Source organism: Vibrio ishigakensis, from assembly GCF_024347675.1.
GTDB lineage: Bacteria > Pseudomonadota > Gammaproteobacteria > Enterobacterales > Vibrionaceae > Vibrio > Vibrio ishigakensis.
The window spans coordinates 603,381-630,050 of the sequence record NZ_AP024881.1; the positions used below are offsets into that span (position 1 = coordinate 603,381).

General features: G+C 48.0%; 20 protein-coding genes. 11 read left to right on the forward strand and 9 right to left on the reverse strand.

The features are described 5' to 3' along the window. Window positions 1-66 precede the first annotated feature (66 nt). The 3 genes from Pcarn_RS02855 to Pcarn_RS02865 are packed head-to-tail and all read left to right on the forward strand — an operon-like array spanning window position 67 to window position 3,051. Window positions 67-960 (forward strand): carbohydrate ABC transporter permease, encoded by an 894-nt coding sequence (locus Pcarn_RS02855; RefSeq protein ID WP_261834895.1) that lies wholly within the window; start codon window positions 67-69, stop codon window positions 958-960. Then, window positions 960-1,808: a carbohydrate ABC transporter permease gene (locus tag Pcarn_RS02860; protein ID WP_261834896.1), complete on the forward strand. Its 849-nt coding sequence runs from the start codon at window positions 960-962 to the stop codon at window positions 1,806-1,808. The genes Pcarn_RS02855 and Pcarn_RS02860 overlap by 1 nt, the downstream gene beginning before the upstream one ends. A gap of 16 nt (window positions 1,809-1,824) precedes the next feature. Beyond that, complete coding sequence (locus tag Pcarn_RS02865; protein WP_261834897.1) at window positions 1,825-3,051, forward strand: ABC transporter substrate-binding protein; 1,227 nt, start codon at window positions 1,825-1,827, stop codon at window positions 3,049-3,051. Here Pcarn_RS02865 and Pcarn_RS02870 read toward each other — a convergent pair. After that, window positions 3,044-4,042, reverse strand: a complete 999-nt coding sequence (locus Pcarn_RS02870; protein WP_261834898.1) for a substrate-binding domain-containing protein — start codon at window positions 4,040-4,042, stop codon at window positions 3,044-3,046. The genes Pcarn_RS02865 and Pcarn_RS02870 overlap by 8 nt on opposite strands. A 443-nt stretch (window positions 4,043-4,485) precedes the next feature. Between Pcarn_RS02870 and Pcarn_RS02875 the strand changes: the two genes are divergently transcribed. After that, on the forward strand, window positions 4,486-5,793 hold the full coding sequence (locus tag Pcarn_RS02875; RefSeq protein WP_261834899.1) for a dicarboxylate/amino acid:cation symporter: 1,308 nt from the start codon (window positions 4,486-4,488) through the stop codon (window positions 5,791-5,793). 392 nt (window positions 5,794-6,185) lie between these two features. On the opposite strand, the gene dapD is transcribed toward Pcarn_RS02875, so the two are convergent. From dapD to Pcarn_RS02895, 4 genes are all read right to left on the reverse strand, one after another. After that, window positions 6,186-7,217: a 2,3,4,5-tetrahydropyridine-2,6-dicarboxylate N-succinyltransferase gene (dapD, locus tag Pcarn_RS02880; protein WP_261834900.1), complete on the reverse strand. Its 1,032-nt coding sequence runs from the start codon at window positions 7,215-7,217 to the stop codon at window positions 6,186-6,188. A gap of 170 nt (window positions 7,218-7,387) precedes the next feature. Continuing rightward, window positions 7,388-8,032, reverse strand: a complete 645-nt coding sequence (locus Pcarn_RS02885; RefSeq protein ID WP_261834901.1) for a MarC family protein — start codon at window positions 8,030-8,032, stop codon at window positions 7,388-7,390. Window positions 8,033-8,103: 71 nt separating this feature from the next. Then, window positions 8,104-8,406: a YebG family protein gene (locus Pcarn_RS02890; protein WP_261834902.1), complete on the reverse strand. Its 303-nt coding sequence runs from the start codon at window positions 8,404-8,406 to the stop codon at window positions 8,104-8,106. A gap of 54 nt (window positions 8,407-8,460) precedes the next feature. Further along, window positions 8,461-9,396 (reverse strand): LysR substrate-binding domain-containing protein, encoded by a 936-nt coding sequence (locus tag Pcarn_RS02895; RefSeq protein ID WP_261834903.1) that lies wholly within the window; start codon window positions 9,394-9,396, stop codon window positions 8,461-8,463. A gap of 144 nt (window positions 9,397-9,540) precedes the next feature. On the opposite strand from Pcarn_RS02895, the gene Pcarn_RS02900 reads away from it, so the two are divergent. The 4 genes from Pcarn_RS02900 (at window position 9,541) to recD (ending at window position 19,832) form a co-directional block, all read left to right on the forward strand. Beyond that, on the forward strand, window positions 9,541-10,467 hold the full coding sequence (locus tag Pcarn_RS02900; protein ID WP_261835630.1) for a TDT family transporter: 927 nt from the start codon (window positions 9,541-9,543) through the stop codon (window positions 10,465-10,467). Window positions 10,468-10,532: 65 nt separating this feature from the next. Continuing rightward, window positions 10,533-13,946 carry an exodeoxyribonuclease V subunit gamma gene (recC, locus tag Pcarn_RS02905; protein WP_261834904.1) on the forward strand — a complete coding sequence of 1,138 codons (3,414 nt, stop codon included), beginning with the start codon at window positions 10,533-10,535 and terminating at the stop codon, window positions 13,944-13,946. A gap of 204 nt (window positions 13,947-14,150) precedes the next feature. Further along, window positions 14,151-17,708 carry an exodeoxyribonuclease V subunit beta gene (recB, locus tag Pcarn_RS02910; protein WP_261834905.1) on the forward strand — a complete coding sequence of 1,186 codons (3,558 nt, stop codon included), beginning with the start codon at window positions 14,151-14,153 and terminating at the stop codon, window positions 17,706-17,708. Beyond that, window positions 17,709-19,832, forward strand: a complete 2,124-nt coding sequence (gene recD / locus Pcarn_RS02915; protein ID WP_261834906.1) for an exodeoxyribonuclease V subunit alpha — start codon at window positions 17,709-17,711, stop codon at window positions 19,830-19,832. Here the strand turns inward: recD and argA are convergent. Next, on the reverse strand, window positions 19,815-21,128 hold the full coding sequence (argA, locus tag Pcarn_RS02920) for an amino-acid N-acetyltransferase (RefSeq protein WP_261834907.1): 1,314 nt from the start codon (window positions 21,126-21,128) through the stop codon (window positions 19,815-19,817). The genes recD and argA overlap by 18 nt on opposite strands. 168 nt (window positions 21,129-21,296) lie before the next feature. Here argA and mltA point away from each other — a divergent pair, with 168 nt between their 5' ends. The 3 genes from mltA to Pcarn_RS02935 all read left to right on the forward strand — a co-directional run bounded on the left by mltA (window position 21,297) and on the right by Pcarn_RS02935 (window position 23,727). Then, a complete protein-coding gene (gene mltA, locus Pcarn_RS02925) occupies window positions 21,297-22,391 on the forward strand; it encodes a murein transglycosylase A (protein ID WP_261835631.1) in 1,095 nt (364 codons plus the stop codon). Window positions 22,392-22,477: 86 nt separating this feature from the next. Continuing rightward, complete coding sequence (tcdA, locus tag Pcarn_RS02930) at window positions 22,478-23,284, forward strand: tRNA cyclic N6-threonylcarbamoyladenosine(37) synthase TcdA (RefSeq protein ID WP_261834908.1); 807 nt, start codon at window positions 22,478-22,480, stop codon at window positions 23,282-23,284. A 5-nt stretch (window positions 23,285-23,289) separates the two neighbouring features. After that, the gene (locus Pcarn_RS02935) at window positions 23,290-23,727 is read left to right on the forward strand and encodes a SufE family protein (RefSeq protein WP_261834909.1); all 438 of its coding nucleotides are present in this window, start codon (window positions 23,290-23,292) and stop codon (window positions 23,725-23,727) included. A gap of 205 nt (window positions 23,728-23,932) precedes the next feature. Here the strand turns inward: Pcarn_RS02935 and csdA are convergent, their stop codons facing one another. The 3 genes from csdA to panE are packed head-to-tail and all read right to left on the reverse strand — an operon-like array spanning window position 23,933 to window position 26,607. After that, a complete protein-coding gene (gene csdA, locus Pcarn_RS02940; RefSeq protein WP_261834910.1) occupies window positions 23,933-25,132 on the reverse strand; it encodes a cysteine desulfurase CsdA in 1,200 nt (399 codons plus the stop codon). Next, window positions 25,125-25,730, reverse strand: coding sequence for a DJ-1 family glyoxalase III (locus tag Pcarn_RS02945; protein ID WP_261834911.1), 606 nt, complete (start codon window positions 25,728-25,730; stop codon window positions 25,125-25,127). The genes csdA and Pcarn_RS02945 overlap by 8 nt, the downstream gene beginning before the upstream one ends. Next, on the reverse strand, window positions 25,720-26,607 hold the full coding sequence (gene panE / locus Pcarn_RS02950; protein ID WP_261834912.1) for a 2-dehydropantoate 2-reductase: 888 nt from the start codon (window positions 26,605-26,607) through the stop codon (window positions 25,720-25,722). Before panE ends, Pcarn_RS02945 begins: the two co-directional genes overlap by 11 nt. Between the last annotated feature and the right edge of the window lie 63 nt (window positions 26,608-26,670).

Genomic DNA, 26,670 nt, shown 5'->3' on the forward strand with positions numbered 1-26,670 from the left:
CGAATTTCCTCATACAGACTACACTCAAGTTGCCATAAAAAGGCGCACTCTCGATTGGAGAACTGGATGCCCAAGCAGATAGAGTCAAACGAACTCGTCCTCAAAAAACCGATACAGTGGTCCCCCTGGCTATTTCTATTGCCAGCCATGTTGGTGTTTGTGGTTTACGTCATTTATCCCATCTTTCAGAGTGTCTGGCTTAGCTTCTATGAATGGGATGGTTTGGGAGAGAAAACTTGGGTAGGTCTAGAGAACTACCGAGAGCTATTCGATTCTGATGCCTTCTATACCTCTCTGAAGAACAACACCTTGTGGCTGGTATTCTTTATGCTCGCGCCACCCATAGGCCTTGCTATTGCCCTATTCCTGAATCAACAGATATTTGGCATTCGCATTATCAAGTCGCTGTTTTTCTTTCCTTTTGTTATCTCGCAAGTGGTGGTGGGTTTAGTCTTTGCTTGGTTTTATGATCCGAGCTTTGGCCTGTTTAACCTCACTATTACTCAGCTGGGTTTTTCCCCTGTTTCTATCTTGGCCGATGAAGACCTGGTCACTTACGGTATTATCGCCGCTGGGCTTTGGCCACAGATCTCTTACTGCATGATCCTTTATCTTACCGGCCTTAATAATCTAGACCCAGAACAGCTAGAGGCGGCTAGGCTGGATGGTGCTCGCGGTTGGCGAATGCTGTGGTTTATCGTATTGCCACAACTAAGACCGGCCACCTTTATTGCCATCGTGGTGACAGTGATAGGGGCGCTGCGCTCCTTTGACCTGGTGGCGACCATGACTGCAGGTGGTCCTTGGGGCAGCTCTACCGTGCTGGCCTATCAGATGTACGAAGAGTCCATCTTTAATTATCGAATGGGTTATGGCGCCTCTGTGGCGGTGGTGCTGTTCCTTATTATGGATATCTATATCGCTTACTTCCTTTGGCGCATGCTAAGGAGTGAAAGATAATGTTCCCAACTCCTATTCAAAAGTCCGGCCCTTTGGCCAATATCAGCTACCGAGTGGCTGTGCCTATCTCTTTGGTTTTATGGTTGCTTCCTTTGATTGCAGTCATGCTTACCTCAGTTCGCTCTATCGAGGACATTAACAAAGGGAATTACTGGGGATGGCCTGAACAGATACAGATGGTAGAGAACTATCAGCAGGTGTTTATCTCTACCGCTATGGCGGATTATCTGATTAATAGTGTATTGATCACCTTGCCTGCGGTGGCTGGGGCAGTCTTTCTTTCCACCCTTGCTGGCTATGCACTGGCGAAATTTCGCTTTAAAGCCAATATCTGGATCTTCGCGCTATTTATTGCTGGGAATTTCGTTCCGTTTCAGATTCTGATGATCCCGGTACGTGACCTCACTATCTCATTCGGCCTATATGACACCCACTGGGCGTTGATCTTCTTCCATATCGCTTTTCAGGCAGGATTTTGCACCCTGTTTATGCGTAATTTTATCGTCGGAATTCCCGATGCCTTGATTGAGGCGGCTCGAGTTGAAGGGGTAAAAGAGTGGCGCATCTTTGTATATGTAGTGGTGCCTTTGGTAAGGCCAGCATTGGCCGCCCTCTCGGTTTTGGTGTTTACCTTTATATGGAATGATTTTTTCTGGGCATTGGTTCTGGTGCAGAGCGATGAGGTTCGCCCTGTCACAGCAGGACTGAGCTCACTTCAAGGGCAGTGGCTTGCCTCATGGCAGTTCATGTCTGCTGGCGCGGTAGTGGCCGCCATCCCTCCTGTGGTTCTATTTTTTACTATGCAACGACACTTCATCGCAGGGTTGACGCTAGGAGCAACCAAATAACAAGGAAAACAAACCTATGAAATACGTGAAACTGATAGCCGCATCCATAGGGCTCAGCGTGGCGCTCTCCTCTAGCGCCTTTGCTCGAACCCTAGTTATCAATTCAGATGCCTCAGATCCCGCCCCCAAAGAGGCGTGGGCTGAGATAGTTAAACGCTTCGAGCATGCCAACCCAGATATCGAGGTTAAGTACAACCTGTATGACCATGAGTCTTACAAGACCACCATACGTAACTGGCTCGTGACCTCTCCACCTGATGTGGTGTTTTGGTATGCCGGCAACCGCATGAAGACCTTTGTAGACAGAGGTTTATTTGAGGATGTCAGCGATATGTGGCAAGAAAACAATATGGCGGCTGATTTTGCTGCCGCTATGCCAGCGATGAGTGTTAACGGTAAGCAATATGGTGTGCCTTACACCTATTACCAATGGGGCATCTATTATCGCAAGGATATCTTCGAGGCCAACGGCATTTCTGAACCAAAGACTTGGGATGAGTTAAAAGCAGCAGCGGACAAGCTTAAGAAAGCCGATGTTACGCCATTTACCATAGGCACTAAGTATCTGTGGACTGCGGCCGGCTGGTTCGATTATTTGAACATGCGTACCAATGGCTTGGATTTCCATATCCAGTTGATGGATGGCAAGGTGGCATACACCGACGATAGAGTAAAACAGACCTTTGCTAACTGGGCTGAGCTAGTGGAGCCGGGCTACTTTCTTGAAAATCACGCCTCTTATTCTTGGCAAGAAGCGCAGCCTTTCTTATATAACGGACAGGCGGCCATGTATCTGATGGGTAACTTTATTACCCCTAACTTCCCAGCCGAGCTTGACGGCAAGATGGGCTTCTTCCAGTTCCCTGTGATCAATCCTGAGGTGGGTATGGCAGAGGATGCCCCAATGGATACCCTACATATTCCTTCTAAGGCCAAGAACAAAGAAGATGCGCGTAAGTTCTTAGAGTTTGTGGCTCAGGCGGAGAATCAGCAGTTGATTAACGAAATGCTTCTACAGATCCCGACCAACAATAAAGCCAAAGCAAAATCTGACCCATTCCTAGATAAAGGGGTACAGATGCTGGCCTCGTCAGACGGTACCGCTCAGTTCTACGACCGAGACACGGATCCTGCGATGGCAAAAGAGGGGATGAAAGGGTTCCAAGAGTTCATGGTGCACCCAGATCGCATCGATAAAATCTTGCAAAAATTGGAGCGCACCCGCGCTAGAACCTTTAAATAGTGTTGACCGATTCTCTCTTTACTAGAGTAGGGGAGAATCTAAGTGGATGATTGCTGCTGGCGGTGCCCGCCGCCAGTTGCAGTGCTAGTTCGGTGGCCTTTTCCGCCATTAAGGTGATTGGGTAGCGAATTGTAGTCAGACGCGGTTTTACATAGCGCGCAATCAGACCATCATCAAAGCCGATAATGGCGATATCCCTAGGGGTAGACAGGCCATTATTTTCAATAACCGACATGGCACCCGCCGCCATATAGTCGTTGTAACTGACCACAGCCGTGATCGGCAGAGACTTGGCCAGAAGATTAGTCATTGCTGACTCCCCCCCTTGGTTATTCGGCTCTCCATATTCAATGCAGTGTGGGTTCAACTCGATACCATTTGCCTTCATTGCATCTTCAAAACCTGCCACACGCTCCTCCGAGTCAGAGATCTGGTGAGAGGAAGCTATACAGGCTATCTGAGAGTGACCCTGAGCAATCAGGTGCTCGGTGGCCATATAGGCACCTTTATAGTTATCTAATGAGATACAGCGAGAGGCGATCTCTGGAATATGGCGATTAATAACCACCAGTCCCTTTACCTCGTTGGCGTAGTCGATCAGTTCTTTATCTGAGATCCCTTTAGCATGAATGACCAGTGCTTGGCATCGACTATTAATAAGAAGCTCGATAGCGCGCCTTTCTTCATCGGCTGAGTGGTAACCATTGCCTATGAGTATGTGCTTACCATTGGCACGGGCCACTTTATCTACAGCCCCAACCATAGAGCCAAAAAATGGGTCAGCCACATCGCTTACCAAAACCCCTAAGGTATTGGTTGTCTGGCTAACCAGAGCTCTGGCATTTGCGTTCGGACGATAGCCAAGTTCTTTCATCGCAGCTCGAACGGCCTTGACTGAATTTTCACTCGCTTTTGGATTGTTATTTGTAACGCGAGAGACGGTTGCAACCGATACGCCCGCTAATTTTGCGACGTCTTTTATAGTGGCCATAAGTCATTCCTACCCAACTGAACCCTTACTCTAACTCTGGCTGTGTAAACGAATCAATCAAAGCCTGAGTTTGGTTTCGATATTTGCGATAGATCGCTTAAATACAGAGGCTTAACTCATTGAAAACGTTTTCAAATTTTTCTGTTATTCACTGACTCTATGCAAACCTATAGATTGCAAAAATGGAATGCATATATTCAAGATTGCAACTAGTCCTGAGTACGATTTAAATTTGTTCAATTAATGAGCGTTGTTGTTTTTGTTTTGTAAACTTGATGTTTTTTATTATGAGTTCAGGGAGGTTTGATTTGTGATTGGCTTCAAATAACGATGAATAATCATCCGAATGATAATAGATTTCGTGAAGAGGTCTGATAACTTTCGTCGCGACTTTGTAGCCGTTCAAAGCTCAATAAAAAAACAATATAAAGGAGTGTTCACAGATGAATACTGATAAGAAACTGTCTCTGACTGCCCGAGTCATCCTCGGTATGGTTCTAGGGATACTGACAGGTTTTATCATTCGCTTAACGTTTGCCGAGAATCATTTCGTTCATGATTATCTTGTAAACGGCCTATTCGATGTAGGTGGCTCAATCTTCATTGCCAGCTTGAAGATGCTAGTTGTACCTCTAGTGTTCGTTTCACTAGTTTGCGGTACCAGCTCACTGAAAGACATCTCAACTCTTGGTCGTCTTGGCGGCAAAACCGTAGCTTTCTATCTTGTAACCACCATGATCGCTATCTCAATGGCAATCTTCATGGGTACTGTGTTCCAGCCAGGTGCAGGTGCTGACCTAACCGCAGCAACGACCTTCACTGCAACTGAAGCGCCGTCTCTTGGCCAGGTTATCGTAGACATGTTCCCGACTAACCCGATCCAATCTATGGCTCAGGGTAACACGCTACAAATCATTGTTTTTGCTCTTCTATTTGGTATTGCTATCAGTGCTTGTGGCGAACCAGGTGAGCGTGTTGCAGCAGCTTTCCAAGACATAAATGCAGTAATCATGAAGTTAGTAACGCTTCTGATGAACATTGCACCATACGGTGTGTTCTTCCTGATGGCGAAGCTGTTCACTACCATTGGTCTTGGTGCAATCATGAACCTAGGTGGCTATTTCCTAGTTCTGACTGCTGCACTTCTAATCCAAGGTCTAATTGTTTACCCAATTATCCTAAAAGTGACTACGGGTCTTAACCCAATTCATTTCTTGAAGAAGATGGAAGATGCAATCATGTTTGCATTCTCAACGGCTTCTTCGAACGCAACGATTCCGGTAACAATGGAAACGGCAACCCACCGTCTTGGTGTTCACAACCGCGTTTCATCGTTCACAGTACCGCTTGGTGCGACCATCAACATGGATGGTACCGCTATCATGCAGGGTGTTGCGACAGCATTTATTGCTCAGGCGTTTAACATCGACCTGACTATGGGTGACTACCTAACAGTAGTTCTGACTGCGACTCTAGCGTCTATCGGTACGGCAGGCGTTCCTGGTGTTGGTCTAATCATGCTAGCTATGGTGCTTAACCAGGTTGGTCTACCTCTAGAAGGTATCGCACTAATCATGGGTGTTGACCGTCTACTAGATATGATTCGTACCGCAGTTAACATCACAGGTGACAGTGCCGTTACTTGTATCGTTGGTAAGTCTGAAGGTGCTATGGATATTGATAAGTTCAATGATCCTGAAGCGGGTAAGAAAGAAGAAGAAGTTCATCTTCACCCAGTTACTAGCAAGTAACAGAAAAAGCCAATTGAGAAAGGGAGCGTATGCTCCCTTTTTTAGTGCCATAAAAAAGGTTCTCCGCGGATTACAGGGGGCGTAAAATTTCCTTTGAGCCAGTCACTCCCTGCGAGCGACACCTTGCTCCATCAATCGCTCTTCAGCGCGAGTATCAGTGGGAACTCCGGCTTAGTATGGCTCAGAGTCATCGCTGATACCTCGGAGTAAGTGAGCGGCAGGCATTGGTGCAGGCAAGTGTTTGAGGCAAGGATGCCGAAACCAAGCCTATAGGGAGGTATTTACGGCGGCTTGCCTTGCATCACTGGCAGAGTGAGCACACGAACATGAAGTTGCGGTGAACCAAAAAAAGGAGAGCCTAGGCTCTCCTTTGTAGTATCTGTAGCAACGAATTAGTTGTTGCTGTGTAGCTCGCTGTTTAGCTCTACTGCAGACTTGTTGGTCAGACACTCAACTGCACCAGTTTGAGAGTTACGACGGAACAGTAGGTCTGGCTTGCCAGCTAGGTCACGTGCTTTAACTACTTCAACTTCTTGGCCGCTGTTGTCTAGCATACGTACCTTAGTACCTGATGTTACATACAGACCAGATTCGATGGTGCAGCGATCGCCCATAGGGAAACCAAGACCTGCGTTCGCGCCTAGTAGGCTGTTCTCGCCGATAGAGATAACTACTTTACCGCCACCAGATAGGGTACCCATGATAGAAGCACCACCGCCGATGTCAGAACCTTCGCCAACCATAACGCCAGCTGAGATACGACCTTCAACCATGCTCACGCCTTCAGTACCAGCGTTGAAGTTGATGAAGCCTTCGTGCATAACCGTTGTACCTTCACCCACGTGTGCGCCAAGGCGAACGCGAGAGGTATCAGCGATACGTACGCCAGCTGGCACAACGTAATCAACCATTTTAGGGAACTTGTCTACGCAATCTACGCTTAGTGCGCGACCCGCTAGGCGAGCTTCGATTTGACGATCAGCCAGCTCAGGTAGATCGATTGGACCTTCGTTAGTCCAAGCGATATTGTGTAGAAGGCCGAAGATGCCGTCAAGTACAGTGCCGTGTGGCTTAACTAGACGGTTAGAGATAAGTTGCAGCTTAAGGAAGCCTTCAGCAACAGTTTGAGGTTTGTCATCGCTTTCAAGAGCAACGATAACTAGAGGTTGCTCAGACTGAGCTGCTTTTGATGCAAAGCTTGCACTCGCTGCTTGGCCATTGCTCTCGAATGCAGAAGCAAGTGCAGCGCATTGCTCTTTAGTTACTTCAATGCTTTGGTTGCCTTGCTCGTAACCCGCAGCCTGTTTAACCGCTTCAACTAGCTCAGCTGTTGGGTTCAGGATAGGGGTTGGGAAGAAAGCTTCAATAATTTTGCCATCTCGGTTTTTAGTAGCGCTACCGAGTGCCAGTGCGAAGAAAGACATCAATTAATCTCCATATTTCGTGTTCTAGTGCGTCAAAAGGGTCACCCGAATGCTGTGCAATCAGGTTATGAGACACACCTCTCAAATTCAGTGTTAGCCCTACACTATAACAGCGTGTGCAGGGCTGAAAAGACCTAAATCACGAAAACTGACAAATTGCTGATATGGGCTTATGAGGAGAGGGCGGTAAAGGCTTGATGTATGCCTTCGATAAACATCTGCATGCCGATAACGGCGAGGATCAACCCCATCATTCGAGTGATCACATTCAGCACGCTAGCCCCTAGTGCCTTGACCAAAGCTTCCCCTGATACGAACAGAAGATAGGTCACGCCACACAGAGTACCGAAGGCGAGTATGGTGACTATTACCTCGTAGTTACCACCCACAGCCGCAAAGTTCATAGCAGTAGCTATGGTGCCGGGGCCGGCAAGTATCGGCATGGCCAGCGGGGAAACAGCGATACCGAGGGCTGCCTGTTTCTGCTCCAGAGCGGAGAGGTGTTTGTTGGTGGTTTGATTGTGCTCATTCTTGCCTTGCAGCATGTTAAAGCCAATCATAAATACTAAGATGCCGCCGGTAATGCGCAGGGCGTATAGAGTGATGCCGAACAGGTCGAAGATGATCTTACCGGAGATGGCAAATACCGTGATGATTATAAAGGCGATGGTAACCGAGCGCAGGGCAACGGATTTTACTGTGTGGTGATCGGCGCCATTGGTGAGGCCGAGAAAGATAGGGGTATTAGCGATAGGGTTCATGATGGCGAAAAAGCCCATGAACACAGTGACAGTATGCAGAATAATATCTTTCATAACCTTCCTAGTCGTGAAAGAGAAAGTGAATAAGGACTAAGTTAGCAGTCCTTATTCATGGAATCCAGAGCTTAAGCTGCGTCAGATTCAGGCGCTTCTTCTACTTCAGCGTCTTTAACTACTTTTGGTTTCTTTGGCGTTGGCTTACGCTTGGCACCTAGAGCGTAAAGAACCTCTTCTTTATGCTTGGCAAGGTACATAGATAGCTCTTCTTGCTTCTCTTCGTCAGCGATAATTTCACTCTTACCTAGCAGTTCAAATAGCTCATCAGCCATATCCAGCATCTTGTCATATGCATCTGCTTCCGCTTTTGAGGTAAAAGTCATCTTTTCTTCTCCGTTGCGCTCGACCACGTACTTGACGATAACAGCCATGGTTAATCCTCGTAATTGTCTATATGAAATTAATACTGTTGATTTATACAGAAATCACTCATTACAGTCTAGCCGAGATGCCGGATTTGCGAGCTGATCGTCTAAACGCCACGCAAGAGCAAATGTCTTGAAGGCACTGAGCAGTGGATTTAGGTATTTATCCCTATGCAGAACCAGTTGCATACCTCTATCTTGCGGTAGTGAAAGCTCTAGCTTGGATACCTTGCCTGCCTTGATTGCAGTCTCTACTGACAACTCTGAAAGACAAGCTAACCCAAGTCCTGCAGACACGCTGGTAATGATGGCTTCACTTGAGTTGAGCTCAAAGCGTTTGTGCCAAGTTTGTAAATTATTAGCTATGTGTTGGGTGAAGTAGTCCCTCGAACCTGAGCCAGACTCGCGCATTATCCAGTGGTGATCCTCAAGGTCAGTTAAGGTCGGGGTTTGCAAGCTAAGCAATGGAGAGTCTATCGAGCAGATGACGCACATCTTGTCATGACCGAATGGGGAGCGTGATAGTTTATCTGAGTCTTCGCCACTTTCGATAAAGGCCATATCCAATTGGTAGTCGATCACCTTATTTGCTAACTCAAGAGAGTTGGATAGCTCTATCGTGAACTCGATGTTTGCCTGGTGACTTTGATTGAAGTCTCGAATCAAGATAGGAAGCAACTGATTACCTATGGTGTTACTGGCACCCAGTTTTAACTCTCCGCTGAGTATCTTTTCATTAGAGAGCAAGCTCGAGATGTCTCTGGCTCGGTTTAGCACCTCGTCGGCCACCGGCAATAATTTGCTCCCTTCTTGATTTAGCACCAGGCGATTATTTATTCGATCGAATAGGGTATGCCCCAACTGTTTCTCGAGCTCATTGAGCGCTAAACTGGTCGCCGCTTTAGATAGAAACAGGGTGTTGGCTGCTTCAGAGAGGGAGCTAGCCTTGGCAATTGAGGTGAATACTTCTAATTGGCGCAAAGTGTAGGGAATCATAATGTTTAACTTTACAAAACGTTAGTTTTAAAACTTTAAATTTTAATAAACATAGTGCAGGCGTAGACTCTGTGCATCAACTGTTTTGTATATAAAGAGGTTCCCGTGGATACTTCATCTCGAATCGCAAATGCACCTACTCCTATGGCTGGGCTTGCCCTTGGCATTGCAAGTCTGGGTTGGAGTCTAGAGAACCTAGGCATTTTCTCAGGCTATGCGCAGATCACAGGTGCGGTTATCGCATCCGTTTTGCTGGCTATATTAGGTAGCAAGTTTTTACTCCATTCACATCTGTTGCGTCAGGACTTATCACACCCAGTTGTGGGCAGTGTGGTGCCGACTTTTGCTATGGCTTCTATGGTCGTTTCCTACGCCATTAGTCATTACCTGCCTATGCTAGGTTCGGCTATCTGGCTATTTGCCGTAGTGTTACATTTGCTGTTTTTAGCCAGCTTTGTCTATCACAGAGCGCAGAACTTTGAGATGCACCATATGGTCCCGAGCTGGTTTGTACCACCTGTGGGCATCATAGTTGCGCCATTGACCTTTGCCGGAAACCCATCGCTGCATTGGGTTGCAGAAGTGACCCTATATTTTGGCATGCTTGCATACGCTGTGATGTTGCCACTGATGATCTATCGCTTCATGTTCTCAGAGCTAGTACAAGATGCGGCTAAGCCTACTATCGCCATTATGGCAGCTCCCGCGAGCCTCTCTTTGGCTGGATATCTTTCTTTTGTGGCTCAGCCATCACCCGTGATAGTGGCGCTGCTATTTGGTATTGCTATCTTGATGACAACGGTTATCTACCTAGCTCTGTATAAGCTGCTTAAGCTAGATTTCAGCCCTGCGTATGCCGCCTTTACCTTCCCATTGGTGATCAGTGCCACTGCTCTATTTAAGATGAGCATTTGGATGAAGGACGTGGGTGTTGCCTCGCAATACGTGAATCAAGTACACAGCTTTGCGGTGGTGGAATTGGTTATCGCGACCATGGTGGTGAGCTTGGTTGCCTATAAATACTTCAGTCATTTACTGGTAAAACCAAGAGTGCAAATTAGAAGCTTATAAAACGGTGTGGCTGGCTGGATTGTGGTAATCTTATTGCAGTTATTTCAATGGATTGAGAGCCAGCCTTGTTTACTGTTTATCACTCGAACCAGATTGATCTTCTTAAGTCTCTTCTGACTGCCCTTATCAAACAACAGCCCCTAACTTCTCCATTTGAACAAGAACAGATCTTGGTTCAAAGCCCAGGTATGTCCCAGTGGTTGAAGATGGAGATTGCCGAACAAGACGGCATTGCGGCCAATATCAATTTTCCCCTGCCAGCGACCTTTATCTGGAATATGTTCATCGAGGTTTTGCCCGATGTGCCAGTGCGCAGTGCCTTTAACAAAGAGGCCATGACCTGGAAGTTGATGCAGATATTGCCAAGCCTGCTAGAGCGAGAGAGTTTTATCTCCCTTGCCCACTATTTGGAGCAAGATGAAGATGGCTCTAAGTGCTATCAGTTGGCAGAGAAGATTGCGGATATTTTCGATGGTTATCTGGTGTATCGTCCCGACTATATTCTGGCTTGGGAGGGTGGTGAACATCCAGAAGAGCTCGGTGAGCAGGGGCTATGGCAGGGTGAGTTGTGGCGTGAGCTTTCAAGCTATACCGAGTCCCTTGGCCAATCGCCTTATCACAGGGCTAATCTCTATCAAGACTTTATCGATGCTCTTACCTCGGGTCAGTCAGTGGATACCCAAGGGCTACCTAAGCGCTTGTTTGTGTTTGGCATCAGCTCCCTCCCTCCAAAATATCTGGAAGCCCTAAAAGCTCTGGGCGAACACATCGATGTGCATCTTCTGTTTCACAACCCTTGTCGTTATTACTGGGGAGATGTGAAAGATCAAAAGACCCTGACTCGAATGGCTAAGTTGAGCCGTCCACGTATTCGTTGGCAAGGTCAGGGAATAGAGCAAGAGTCCGGTGAGGCGCTCCTTAAGGGAGACATAGAGCAAAACCTATTGCCAGAGTCTCACCATCTGGCCGTGTCGAACAACCTGCTGGCTTCATTGGGCAAGCAGGGAAGAGACAACCTACACCTTCTGTCTCAGCTAGAGAGTAACGAGGTGGAAGCCTTTGTTGACCTCGATTCTCAGTCTCTTCTGCCTTTGATTCAGCAAGACATGCTGGACTTAAATCAGCATCAAGACGATACCCAGCTGAACTCTAGCCATCACAAGCCTATGCTACCGCTAGGGGATGATTCGATCTCGCTGCACTCGTGCCACAGCCCTACGCGTGAAGTTGAGGTGCTGTACGATCAACTGCTGCATATGTTTAATGCGGATCCACAGCTTAAGCCTAAAGACATCATAGTCATGGTGTCAGACATCAATGCCTATGCGCCAGTGATTCAGGCTATCTTCGGTAATGCGCCTTTCGAGCGTCGCATTCCTTTTTCTATCTCGGACAGAACGGCTAGCCAAGAATCGCCGGTGCTGAATGCCTTTATGCAGCTGCTGAACCTGCCTAACAGTCGCTTTGAGCGCGGGGAGATGCTGGCACTTCTGGAGACGCCCGCGATACTGCAGCGTTTTGGGATCTCTGAGAGTGAGTTCGACCTTCTTTCCCTGTGGGTGGAAGAGGCAGGAATTCGCTGGGGGCTAGATAGCACAACCTCGGTAGAACTTGAGCTGCCACAGATAGAGCAAAACACCTGGCTATTTGGTTTAAGGCGTATCTTGATGGGTTATGCCATGTCATCTGAATACAGCTTTGATTTGGCAGATGAGAGCATTGCCCCTTATGAACAGATAGAAGGGCTACAGGCAGATCTTGCCGGTAAGCTGGCGCATTTTGTTGAAACCTTGATTGAGTATCGAGCCACACTGGGCAATGCCCGCAGTGCTAGCGAGTGGCTGGTGCAACTGAACAAGATGCTCGGTGCTTTCTTTGAGCTGGATGTGGACAATGAGCTGGCAATAAAAACCATACGTGATGCTCTTTCTAGGCTGGTGGAGCAAACCAGCGAAGCTGGATTTGAGCAAGTGATTGACCTAAGAGTGGTCAGTGATTATCTGCAAAACAAGCTAGACAGCACCCGTATCAGCCAGAGATTTTTAGCAGGGCAGGTGAACTTCTGTACCCTGATGCCGATGCGCTCTATCCCATTCAAAGTAGTGTGTTTGCTTGGCATGAACGATGGTGCTTATCCGCGCAACGTGGCTAAAGAAGGATTTGACCTTATCAATGTGAAATCCCGTCACGGAGACCGCAGTCGTCGCGACGATGACAGATACCTTTTCCTTGAGGCCATGCTCTCGGCGCAGAGTAAGCTTTACATCAGCTACGTCGGTCAGTCTATCTTGGATAACACCCCAAGATTACCATCCATCGTTGTGACCGAACTATTAGAGTACTGCGCGCAAAATTATTGTCTCGAGGGGGATGAAGCCCTGTCAGTGGATGATTCTGGGGCGAAATTGGTTAAGGCAATCACCTATAAACACAGCATGACCCCATTTAGCCCAAATGCCTTTAAACAACAGGGCAGTTTTGCCTCAGAGTGGGCGGATGTAGCGAATATGCTTGTGTCGCCAAAACACGAGGCGAGTGAGTCTATTCTGACTGAGGTTCCAGCCGAGATTGACCTTGAGGAGTTTATTCGTTTTTGGACTCTGCCGGTGAAGTTCTTCTTCAATCGTCAGCTTGATATCTATTTTGAAGGGCAGCGAGAGTCTATCGAAGACAACGAGCCCTTTGCGCTAAGTGGCTTAGATGCTTTTGTGTTTAAAGACCAGCTCCTGCAAGCCCAGCTTGAGAAAGGCGATCAGGGCGTTGAACAGCTGGCGCAATGGCTGCGAGTGTCAGGGCAGTTGCCGATAGGGTATTTTGGTGACGCTGAACTGCATGAGGTGAAAACCATCTCTAAAGAGATTGCCAATGAGGTGGCTTTCTTAACCGGTAGCAAGCAGCAAGATGTTGAGGTATCTCTGCCAATTACATTGCCATCGGGAGAGACTCGTCAACTCGTCGGCTGGCTGAAACAGCGCTATGCCTCCGGTGGCGTCTATTACCGCGCGGGCAGTGCTCGCTCTCAAGACATTCTATCAGCCTGGATTCGTCATCTGGCAGCAAGCCTCAGTGGTGCTTCTTGCACCACTCATGTTATCGGCTTTGATAAGAAAAACGGCGTGCAACACAACTACTTTGAACCTCTGGACACAGAGAGTGCGCAGAGCCTGTTCAATGAGTTAGTCACTGAGTTTCTTTCTGGGCTTTCGACGCCTCTGCCTTATTTCCCGCGCTCAGCATCAGATGCTATGAATGAGTTCAACAAGCGCCTAGCCAAGTTTGAACCAAGCGAGGCTAGGGAGATGGCGAAAGCCAAGTTCATTGCCTGCTTTGAGGGTAATAGCTACAGCTCGGGTGAAGGGGATAACTACTACATCCAGCGCGTATGGTCAGAGTTGGAAGAGAAATTAGTATCGGAATCGATGCGACTCAGTGAGCGGATCTTATTGCCAGCCATAGAGCGCATTCGGCAAAGAGAGTAGGTGTGGCCGCTAGAAATTTATTATATGTAGGGTAATTCTTAGCGGCCAAAGGTCAGAGAGACCATTTCGTAAATTGGCGCAAAGACTACTGGTAAGTGCTCCAGATATCAGTGAGTAGGATCGCAAACTTTCGTTCATCAAACTGTAATCTGGATATGTATTGAAAGGATTTGATCCTGGGTCACAAAAATAACTAAGCCTAATATGAATCAAACAGAAAATATCACGGTAAATCAACTCGACGCGATGACCTTCCCGCTACATGGAATGAGGTTGATAGAGGCCTCTGCGGGAACGGGCAAGACCTTCACTATCGCAGGCCTGTACCTACGACTGCTTTTGGGACATGGTGATCAAAATAGTGCTCATAGAGCGCCGCTCACCGTTGAGCAGATCTTGGTAGTGACTTTTACCGAGGCGGCTACGGCTGAGCTTAGAGACCGCATCCGAGCGCGAATTCATCAGGCGCGTATCGCCTTTAGTCGCGGTCACTCCGATGATCCTGTGATCAAGCCTCTTCTTGAGCAAACCCAAGACATGGATTTAGCCTGTGCCTTGTTGCTCGATGCTGAGCGTCAGATGGATGAGGCCGCTATCTTTACCATTCACGGTTTCTGTCAGCGTATGCTGACGCAGAATGCGTTTGAATCCGGCAGTCGTTTTTCATCCGAGCTTATCACCGATGAGAGCGAACTCATGTCTCAGGTGGTAGCCGATTACTGGCGACGAGAGTTCTATCCTCTACCTGAGCCGCTGGTGGACGCGGTGCGTGAGATGTGGCGAACCCCAGAAGCGCTGTTGAAGGTTATCAGAACGCACCTTTCAGGCAGTGAGCGCTTTATCCATGCACCGGGTGGTGCTGATGATCTGGCTAACGCTTATAAACAGAGGTTGAGCCAGACTCAGCAGATGAAGGCGAGCTGGCTTGAGGCAAGTGCAGAGGTTGAAAAGATCATTGCTGACTCTGGCATTGCAAAGAATCCATATAACAAGCGCAACGTGCCTAACTGGGTCAGTAAGCTGGATGATTGGGCGAACAGCAACCCTAACTCTATCCAGAATATCGATGAGCTTGAGCGCTTTCGCAGCTCGCTTTTGCAAGAGAAAACCAAGAAGGGTAATCCGCCCGAGCATGAGGTGTTCGATAAGATCGAAGCTTTCCTACAATTACCGAAACTGGAAGTAGAGCAATCCATATTGGCGCATGCGATTCAGGCTTGCCGCTCTAAACTGGCTGAAACCAAGCAAAGGCAACATCAGCTCTCATTTGATGATTTGCTGTCACAGCTGGATAAAGCCCTATTAAGCGATGAGCAGGGCTTGTTGTCAGAGCGTATCCGAAGCCTGTTCCCGGTCGCCATGATAGACGAGTTTCAAGATACCGACCCCCAGCAATACAGTATCTTTAGTCAGCTTTATTCAAACCATCCAGAGTGTGGCTTGTTTATGATTGGAGACCCCAAGCAGGCCATCTATGCCTTCCGCGGCGCAGATATCTTTACCTATATCCGAGCGCGTAAAGAGGTGACCTCACACTTCAATCTCACCACCAACTGGCGCTCCAGTAGCGATATGGTCGAGGCGAGCAACCTGCTGTTTGAAGAGGCAGAAAAGCCCTTTATCTATGATGATGACATTCCATTTATATCCGTAGATCCAAGTCCAAAAGCAGACAAGATGCAGTGGCAGGTCAACGGTGAAAAGCAACCTGCGTTCACTGCTTGGCTGATGGAAGATGAAGCAGGACTCAAGAAAGGCGACTACCTAAGGGAAATGGCTTTGGGCACGGCAAACGAGATAGAAAAACTCCTAACCGCATCAGACCAAGGTTTAGCAAAGCTCGATGGAGAGCCTATCCAGCCGCAGAACATTGCCGTCCTAGTGCGCACAGGTCATGAGGCGAGCATGGTCAGGCAGGCATTGTCTAAGAAAGGTATTGCCAGCGTTTACCTGTCAAATCGAGACAGTGTGTACGCCTCTCATGCGGCCCCTGATCTGGCTATGTTCTTGTTTGCTTGTCTGCATAATCATAATGAGAGTGCTATCCGCGCTAGCCTTGGTTGTAAGTTACTGGGACTGCCTCTTGGTGAGCTGAATGCTTTGCAACAAGATGAGCTGGCTTGGGAGTCGGTTATCAATGAATACGCTGAATATAAGGACTACTGGCAACAGTTTGGCGTGATGGCCCTTATTAGGCGTTGGATACAGCGTCGTGATTTGGCGCAGAAGCTTAAGGCTGAGTTTGATGGGGAACGCGCCCTCACCGACCTTATGCACCTCGCAGAGGTGCTGCAGCAGACCTCGGTCGAGATGGAGAGTGACCATGCACTTTTGCGCTGGTTCAACGAGCGTATCGAAACGGCCAATGATGGCAGTGAAGAGCAAAAGCAGCGTTTGGAATCTGAGCAGAATCTAGTTCAGGTGGTCACCATACACAAATCCAAAGGCCTAGAGTACGACATCATCTTTGTCCCTTTTGTGAGCTCGTTTAGAGCCTCGAAGGAAGCCATCTATTACGACCCTGAACTGAAAAAGAGTCGCTTTGACCTTGATAATAACGATGAAGGTAAAGCCGAATCCGAAAAAGAGCGATTAGCCGAGGATTTGCGCTTGCTGTATGTAGCGGTAACGCGCGCGGTTTACGCCTGTTACATGGGACTGGGCGCCTTGAAAGATGGCAACAAAAAAGCCCTGTCTACCCATCTAAGCGCCATAGGTTATCTGCTTATCGGAGATGAACCGCAGTCGGCAGATACATTGACCGCTCGTTTGCATGAGCTTGAAGATAAATACCCGAGTATCAGAGTGTGTGAGCCACCACAATGGGACGATTGTCTTTACACACCTGCAGCCAAAGACTCGGAGCAAGTGGAAGCTCAGCAGCTCACAGGCACCATTGACAGAAGTTGGCGCATGACCAGTTACTCAGGACTGGCCTCAGCCGGTAAACACAGCCATTCATCCAGTGCTTTCTTATCTGGAGAGATAGATATCGATGCGGCCGAGGATAAAGAGCTGATACCTGCTTTAACTGAGAAAAGCATGTTCAATTTTCCTCGCGGTGCGAGACCGGGCACCTTCTTACATACTTTGTTTGAAGAAGTAGAGTTTACCCAGTCTGCGTTTGATGAAAGCAATAAGAACATCATAGAAAAATTGCTCATAGACGAGCAGTTGGAGCCGGAATGGTTACCTATTTTGCAAGGCATGGTCGATACTGTGCTGGCAACCGACTTAGACGGTAATGGTCTTATTCTTAATGGTCTTAAGCCAGCTCAGAGGTTAGTGGAGATGGAGTTCTTGCTACCTATTGAGAGCTTGACCGCCGAGGGCTTTCATCGCATCACCAGCGAATACGATGAACTCACGGCTAAGGCTTCGTCTCTCGGCTTTAATCGAGTGCAGGGCATGTTGAAGGGCTTTATCGACCTTGTATTCGAACACCAAGGTAAGTTCTATGTGTTGGACTGGAAGTCTAATCACCTCGGTGATGAGGCATCAGACTATCACAGCGACAGTCTGAAACAGGCCATGCTTGAGCATAGATACGATGCTCAATACCACATCTATGCATTGGCGCTACATCGCTTCTTGCAGGCGCGTATCCCCGATTACGATTATGAGCGTCACTTTGGTGGGGTCTACTATTTATTCCTGCGTGGTATGGATGGTAGCGGTGAGTATGGGGTGTTTAATGCCAAGCCTAGCCCACTATTACTTGAGGAGTTAGACCAGCATATTCGCGGTGAGGGAGATAAATAGATGAGCAGTATTGAAACCAAACCGAGCCCTCAGCAATTAGATACGGAGCTTGCTAAAAAGATAAACCAACAAGGCTGGATGGGATGGCTAGAGCTGTTTGCCGAGCTTGGTCTGCTGCGTCAACTGGATCTGCAATTAGCAAGGTTTCTTGCTAGTAAAGAGCGTGCTATCGACCCAGATGCCACCGCAATCTTGGTTGCGGCTGTCAGCTTTGAACTCAGCAAGGGGAACAGCTGTTTAAGACTCTCGAATACCTGGTCTCCGCTGGATACCTTTTCTGCCAAACAGCTTGAGTCCCTGATTGCTCCGCACCTTCTTGAGGTTGATTGGCAAGCTCATGCTCAAAGCTCGAGCCTCATTAAGAGCCTACCGGAGCAGGAGATGCGTCCGCTGGTGTTTGAGTTTGAGAGCCTATACCTGCAAAAATATTGGCAATTTGAATCCCAGTTGGCGGCAAAACTAGTTCAGCTTTCCGAGCCGGTAGAGTTAGATGCAAATACCAAGCAGAGTATGGCTACTGAGCTAAACAGATTGTTTGCTTGGCAGTGGGGCTTTTTGTTCAAAGACCTGAAAAAGCTAGAGAATGCTAGCGATATCGAGTGGCAGCAGGTTATTTGTGAGTCCCTAGATATTGAGCTTGTTGACTTAGTTCCTTGGCAGGACGTTCTTAAGGTTGCCAAGGGGGCGACTCGCTCAGAGGAACTAGCATCGCTGGCGGATCTCATCCCGCTCAAGGCGTGTAAAAACTATCAAAAAGTGGCGGCGGCTACGGCGCTTCTACGCAGATTGTGTGTTATCTCTGGAGGCCCAGGTACGGGCAAGACCACCACTGTCTCCAAACTATTGGCGGCGCTAGTAAGCTCAAGCGAAGAGAAACTGAATATCAAGCTAGCCGCACCGACGGGTAAGGCTGCAGCAAGGCTGACCGAATCTATCGGTAATGCCATCGACTCGCTTCCAGTCTCCCCTGAGATAAAGGAGCGCATTCCGACCAGTGCCAGTACCATTCACAGACTGCTGGGAGCGAGAGCTAATCGTGTGGACTTCAAACACAATGCCTCTAATCCTCTGCACTTAGATCTGTTAATCCTCGATGAAGCCTCTATGGTCGACCTACCACTGATGTACAAGCTTCTGGATGCTTTGCCGTCCCACGCAAGACTGATTCTATTGGGTGATAAAGACCAGCTTTCTTCGGTAGAGGCCGGTGCTGTGCTCGGAGATATCTGTTCATTGCAAACTGGGTTCAGCCTTTCCCATAAACAAGCCCTAAGTCAGCTAACGGGCTTTGACTACTCCAATGAAGCTATGAGCCGAAGTGCGGTAGCGGACAGCTTGAGTACCCTACGTAAGAGCTATCGATTCCATAGTCGCTCTGGGATTGGCATGTTGGCTCGCGCTATCAATGAGGGTGATGCCAATAAATCCGCACTCTTACTTAACCACGGACTTGAGGATGTGGCTCATACCCCCCTTGATAGCGATAACTATGCCGCCCTTATCGGTGAGTTGGCGAACCAGTACAAGACTTATTTGAAGGATGACATTGGTGCTGAGCAATCTATGCGTGAATACGCTGCCGAGGTTTTAAAGCGTTTTGCTAAGACACGCCTTCTGTGCGCGGTACGTGAGGGAGAGTTTGGTGTTGAAGGGCTAAACCATAACATAGAGCAGAAGCTAGCAAGCAAGGGGTTGATCGCTACTGTGCGTGATACTTGGTATATGGGCAGGCCTATTATGGTGACCAGTAATGACCATGGTCAGCAGCTGTATAACGGCGATATTGGTATCTGCTTGATGGATGAGGGTGAAGGGCGACTCAAGGTCTATTTTGAGCAGCCAGATGGCAGTGTTAAAGCCATCTTGCCATCACGTGTACCGCCTCACGAGACCGCCTTTGCCATGACCATACACAAGTCGCAGGGTAGTGAGTTTGAGAATACCTATCTGATTTTGCCAAAACAGATGTCACCTGTGCTGACGCGAGAGCTATTTTATACCGGTGTGACTCGAGCTAAATCTTATTTGAAGGTAGTGGCTGACGAGGCGATAGTGAAGCGCTCGGTCATTCGTAAGACCGAGCGTAGCAGCCACTTGGCAGATAGATTAAACGTCCAGAGCTAAGATCTTTGAGTTTCGTTGGAAGTTGTATAGATCCCGCTTCTTGATAGGCAATTCGCTGATCTGAATCTCGCTAAACCCTTGCTCTCTAAACCAGTGCAGGCTGTGGGTGGTTAGGATAAACAACTGTGTGATGTCCAAGCAATCGGCTTGGTGTCTCATATGTGTGAGAAGATGTGCGCCTCGGTTACCGTCGCGGTAGTCGGGGTGTATCGCAAGGCAGGCCATCTCGGCCATGCCATCCTCTGGATAAGGATAGAGCGCCACACAGCCTATGATCATCTCGTCTTTGATGATGATGGTGAACTGCTCTATCTCTTGCTCTAATTGCTCTCTTGAGCGGCGTACCAGAATACCGTCGCTCTCAAGTGGGCTGATGAGGTCGAGTATCCCGCCAATATCATCGATAGTCGCTTGACGGATCTGCTCAGCGCTCTCGGTTACGATTTGAGTACCGATACCATCGCGAGAGAACAGCTCTTGAATGAGTGCACCGTCTTCAGCATAGCTGATGAGGTGACTGCGCTGAACGCCTCTGCGACAGGCATGCAGTGCTGCCTGAAGGAATCGCTTACTGCAACCAAAGGCAAGCTCCTCCTTAAGAATGTTAGCGACCTGCTGAGGCATTAGCTCAGGCACGACCGCACCTTCAGGGCTGACATAGCCTTGCTCAGGTGTAAATCCAATAAGTTTGGCAGCTTGAAGCTTGATCGCTATTTTGGTGGCAAGCTCTTCCGATACCAGATTAAAGCACTCCCCAGTTACGGAACCAGCAACAGGGCCGATCAGCACAATCGAACCTTGCTCGAGAGAGCGGTTGATACCTTGTACGTCTATACGACGCACTCGACCACTGTGTTGATAATCGATGCCATCTTCTACACCCAGAGGCTGGGCAATAACAAAGTTACCACTAACAATATTGAGGTCGGTTCCCGCCATTGGGGTATTGTTGAGGCTCATAGAAAGATGGGCGGTAATGGCCAACTGAAGTTGACCGGCGGCCTGCATTACCTGTGGCAAGGTGGTGGAGTCGGTCACCCTTACCTGTTTATGATAATTAGTTTCTAGGTTCTGCAGTTGCAGGCGCTGGTCTATCTGTGGGCGTGCGCCGTAGACCAGAACCAGTTTCACCCCTAGGCTGTGCAAAAGGGCGATATCACTGACGATGTTAGGAAAATTGCTATGACTGACCGCCTCACCACTGAGGTAGATCACCATGGTTTTATCACGGTGTGCATTAACGTATGGGGTGGATTGTCTAAATCCTTTTACTAGCTCAGTACTGCGATCCATCATAATAATTCCTAGTGAATTTTTATGTGATAATAATGATTAATTATTAAATTGCAACACTGTTGTGCATTTAGGCGACAGGTCAATTCTTGGTAAATAATGAAGTATCTGTTGCCTTGCCAGTTTGAGTTTGTCATTCTGCTATTACTTGCTTATCTATCTATTTTTCAAATGCGCAAAATCTCTTTCTCTATCCTCTTCTCCCTGCTGTTGGCAGGTTGTGCCCAAGACACCGAACGTGGGCAACAATATCTAGACGAAAATCTAGAACAGCCCCTCACCCAAGTAAACCAGATAGAGACCAATGCCTATCGTGACCTCAACTCGTTTGACGATCAGGCAAAAGAGGTTTTAGACAATTCGCCTTCGATGGCAAAGAAATATACCGACCTTTATCAAACACTTTCTGAGTGGGCGCTGCAAAGTGGTAATCCAGATGAACTTGAGAACTATGGCGTTCAAGTGGCGCAGATGCGCGGAGGCGACAAGCAAGGCAATGTGCTGTTCACTGGCTATTTTTCACCAGTTATTGAGCTGAGACATCAACCAGATAATGAGTATAAGTACCCGGTTTATGGTCTGCCTAAATGTACCAGTCAATGTCCTACCCGAGCTCAGATCTATGAGGGAGCGTTAGAGGGAGAGGGGTTAGAACTTGGTTATGCCAATAATCGTATCGACCCATTCTTGATGGAAGTGCAGGGCAGCGGCTTTGTGCATTTCGGTGATGATAACAGCATGCAGTACTTTGCTTACGCAGGTAAGAACAATCGCCCTTATGTGAGCATAGGCCGAATCCTAATCGAGCGTGGTTTGGTGCCACGTGAGAAGATGTCCTTAAAGGCGATTAAACAGTGGGTAGAAGAGAACGATGAAGAAACGGTTCGTGAGCTTCTCGAGCAGAATCCTTCGTTTGTATTCTTTACACCAAAAGACGACTTAGCAGTCAGAGGTACGGCGGGTATTCCGCTTCTACCACTTGCTTCAGTGGCAGGTGACAGAGACCTGCTTCCAATGGGGACACCTATCCTTGCAGAAGTGCCATTGCTAAATGCAGACGGCACTTGGTCAGGATCGCATGCGTTGCGTCTTCTTATTGTGCTAGATACTGGCGGTGCGGTTAAGCAGAACCACTTAGACCTTTATCATGGTATGGGACCAAGGGCGGGCGTTCAGTCTGGCCACTATAAACACTTTGGTCGAGTGTGGAAGCTGGGGCTGGAAAACAGCCCAACGGAAAAGCCATGGCAGGTTCCGAGCAAATAACGGCATTTAGTGCGGATAACTAGACATTAAACTCAAGAGTGCGTATAAATCGCACTCTTGTTGTATTTGTGTGGAGAAATGTCATCATGCGAGAGTTGACCAGCCCAGCATCTGAATCTTATGACCAACGCTTTGGTGGCACGCGCCGACTTTACGGTAACAGTGAAGTTGAGATTCTGCGTGCGGCGCACGTGTGCGTGATTGGTATCGGTGGGGTAGGCTCGTGGGCCGTTGAGGCCTTGGCTCGAAGCGGTATTGGTGAGCTGACGCTTATCGATATGGACGATGTGTGTGTGACTAACATCAACCGTCAGATCCATGCAATGACAGGTACAGTGGGCCAAAGCAAGATCGAGGTGATGGCAGAGCGAGTGAAGCTTATCAACCCGGATTGTAAGGTGAATCTGATCGATGATTTTATCGACTCAGACAACCAAGCCGAGTACCTGAGTAAAGAATATGACTATGTGTTAGATGCTATCGACAGTGTTAAAGCTAAGGCGTCTTTGCTTGCCTATTGCCGTAGCAACAAGATCAAAGTGATTACTATCGGCGGTGCTGGTGGTCAGGTGGACCCGACCCAGATCTGTGTGGCAGATCTAAGCCGTACGGTGCAAGACCCGCTAGCTAAAAAGATCAAAGATCAGCTACGTCGCTTCCATAATTTCAGCAAGAACCCAAAGCGTAAGTTTGGTATCGACTGTGTCTACTCAACTGAACAGCTCAAGTATCCTCAAGCAGATGGCAGCGTATGTGCGGTGAAAGCTACCGCTGAAGGGCCAAAACGTATGGACTGTGCCACAGGCTTTGGCGCAGCGACTGTGGTTACGGCTACCTTTGGCTTTGTGGCGGTATCGCGTATCATTGAGAAAATAATCCAAAAACACAGTTAATGCCCATGTCTGAGCTCACTCAATTTTTCGAGAATAACCCTTACGGAAACCAACTCAGCGAATCTGATATCGTGTCCAAGATGCAGACCTTGTCTGGTTGGGAGCAGAGATATCGTCAAGTAATCCAGTGGGGCAAGAAATTGCCTAGCTTGGATGAAGCCCTGCGTAATGAGCAAGTAACGGTTGCTGGTTGTGAAAGTCAGGTGTGGCTTCTTGGTGAACTAGTCGAAGATAAGTGGCAGTTTGCTGCAGATTCCGATGCACGTATCGTACGCGGTTTGATTGCGATTGCCCTTGCAGCGCTAAACAATAAAACGGCACAAGAGATCCAAGGATTTGATATTGATGGGTATTTTGAAAGTTTAGGCTTGATTGAACACCTAAGTCCGTCCAGAGGCAATGGCCTAAAGGCGATTGTCGACCAGATCAAAGGCATGGTTTAATTTCAACTCTTTAGCCATCCCCAGTTTCATAGTCATCCCGGCCTCGAGCCGGGATCTTTGTATGTGCAAAAGCTTAACACTGTAAGGTCTAGAGATCGCGGATAGGCAAGCCTTCCGCGATGACGGTTTTTTTTAATGATTGTGGCGATAATAAATCTGTCATCCCGGCCCTGAGTCGGGACCTGTCCTAGGTTTGGACTCAACCCTAAAGCATATCCGCCGCTTTCTCTACGGCAGCGATAAATCGGTCCACTTCCTCAATAGTGTTATAAACCGCAAATGAGGCGCGCACTGTGCCCTTGATGTTCAAAGCATCCATAAACGGATGCGCACAGTGGTGTCCCGCTCGCAGAGCAACTCCTTGCTGGTCTAGTAGAGTGGCCATATCTTGATGATGCACACCATCCATAACAAAGCTGATGACGCTCGCACCATCTTGAAAGCCGATCATCTTTATATCTTCTATCTTGGATAAACCCTCAAAAGCGCGCTTCTGTAGTGTCTTTACGTGCTGATCAGCGTTCTCAATACCAACCTCTTTAAGCCAGTTGATGGCCGTAGCTAAGGCTAGCGCTCCTGCAACATTGGGAGTGCCCGCTTCAAACTTGCCTGGAAGGTCACTAAACGAGGTGCCGTCAAAGCTCACCTTTTGCACCATCTTGCCACCGCCATGCCAAGGGGGCATAGCTTCAAGTAATTCTAGTTTTCCGTAGAGGACTCCGATACCTGTAGGAGCAAACAGCTTATGGCCGGAAAAAACATAGAAGTCGCAGTCCAGTGCCTGCATATCAACAGCCTCATGCACTATGCCTTGAGCGCCATCGACAACTACAGTGCTACCGTTCTGCTTTGCTAGTTTGATCATCTGCTCGATAGGGTGACGCGTGCCGGTAACGTTAGATACATGACTGATGGCTACTATCTTTGTACTCGAGCTGAGGCTCGCCTCAAAGGCTTGCATATCGAGCTGACAGTCAGCGGTCATAGGCACCTTAACCACTTTAGCTCCCGTCTGCTCAGAGACCAATTGCCAGGGCACTATATTGGCGTGATGCTCCATCTCGCTTACCAAGATTTCGTCGCCTGTGCTTAGGGTGTTTCTACCGTAAGTCTGAGCGATAAGGTTTATCGCCTCAGTTGCACCGCGCGTCCAGACTATCTCTTTGGTTGATTTGGCATTGATAAAGCCTCTGACCGTTGCTCGAGCCTGTTCAAAAGAGGTGGTAGCTTGCGCTGTCAAACTATGGCTGCCCCTATGCACATTGGCGTTGCGAGCTGAGTAGTAGTCAGTAATGGTGTCGATTACCGCTTTGGGTTTTTGCGTGGTCGCGGCGCTGTCCAGATAGACGATATCTGTGTCTGCTAAAGCTGGAAATTGTGCTCTTATGGCTTGGATATCAAACACGTTTTTCTCCAAGGTCAGAGATGTTTAGGTTAGGCAGTGGCACCATAGGCTCTGCTACCTTCCATGCGTGTGCCTTACCGGACAACAGGGTAATGATTTCGATAGCAAATTCGAATGCGCTGGCTGGCCCTTGGCTGGTTAAAAGCTTGTTGTTGATGTCATAGGTAACACGCTTTTGACGCCACAGATCTTCTGGAATATGAGACTTAAAACTCGGGTGGCAGGTCATCAGGCTTTCTGGATAGATATCATGGTGCTGAAGAACAAGAGCTGGGCTAGCGCAGATTGCGGCATTGAGCCTGCCATCATATTTTTGCTGCTTGATCATCTCGATAAGAAGAATGCTGTCGCGAAACACCTCTGCACCACCAACACCGCCGGGTAGAGCAATAACATCAAACTCTTCGTCAGCAACTTCTACCAACTTTTTATGAGCAGTTAAAGGGATGCCTCGTGAGCCATCAAAGGTTAGCTTGCCTTCAAAGTCTGCACTGGCAATAGTCACCTCGTAATCGGCTCGGATCAGGGTGTCTATGATGGTTATCGCTTCCATCTCTTCTGTGCCGGGAGCGATAGGAACTAGGGCTTTAATTGTCATAGCTTGCCTCTAACTTTTTGATTTTATTATATAGCTCTTGATTGTATGGGGTATGAATCGCATGTGCTTTAGCGCAGTCCAAAAGATACCCTGTAATATAGTCAATCTCAGTCACTCTTTGGTGCGAAACGTCTTGATGCATTGATGAATAGTTGGCTGAGGTCGCTTTGATGACCGATTTTGCGGTGTTAAACAGAGTATCTGAATCGGCTTTGTAGCCTTCTACAAGCATAACTTGGGTTATCTCATCGCAGAGAGTTTCGATGATTTGAAGGCTGTCAGGAGTATCCAACTCTCCATTTTTGCAATCGAATATGGCTGTGAGTGGGTTGATACAGCAGTTGATGGCGAGCTTATTCCACAGAGCCTGCTTGATGTTTGTTTGCCACACAGCATTAGGTAGAGCGCTATCGAATATCTGAGCCAGATTTTCTAGATTCAAAGCTTGTTTTGAATATGGACCAATTACTGTTTGTCCAATACCTGTATGAAGCACTGTTTCAGCATCTTTTTTGAGTGCACCATGGGTAGTGGTTGCAAACAGGATAGGGCGCCCGTCTAGCAGAGTTTGAGCCTTTTCTATGGCTCCCATGCCATTGTGAGAGATGACGATAGGTGTGCTCAATGGAATGAAGGCTAGGGTCTGCTCTAGAACGTTTTGCAACTGCCAAGATTTTGTGCAAATAAGCACGAGATCGGCTTGCTCAAGAAGTTGGGTTTTGTTTGCTGGGAAATTAAGGCTTTCATGCTCGTCTAGCTTGAGTGTTTTGCTAAGAGCATTGTCACGAGTCCAGACTGAAACCTGATGGCCCGCTTTTTGGAGTGAGTAGGCGAACAAAGAGCCAATGGCGCCGAGGCCAACAACAGTAATCTTCAAAACTCTGTCCTGTAATCTTGCAGTCGAGCAAGGATACTGAATTTAGTGGTTTTGAGCGAATAA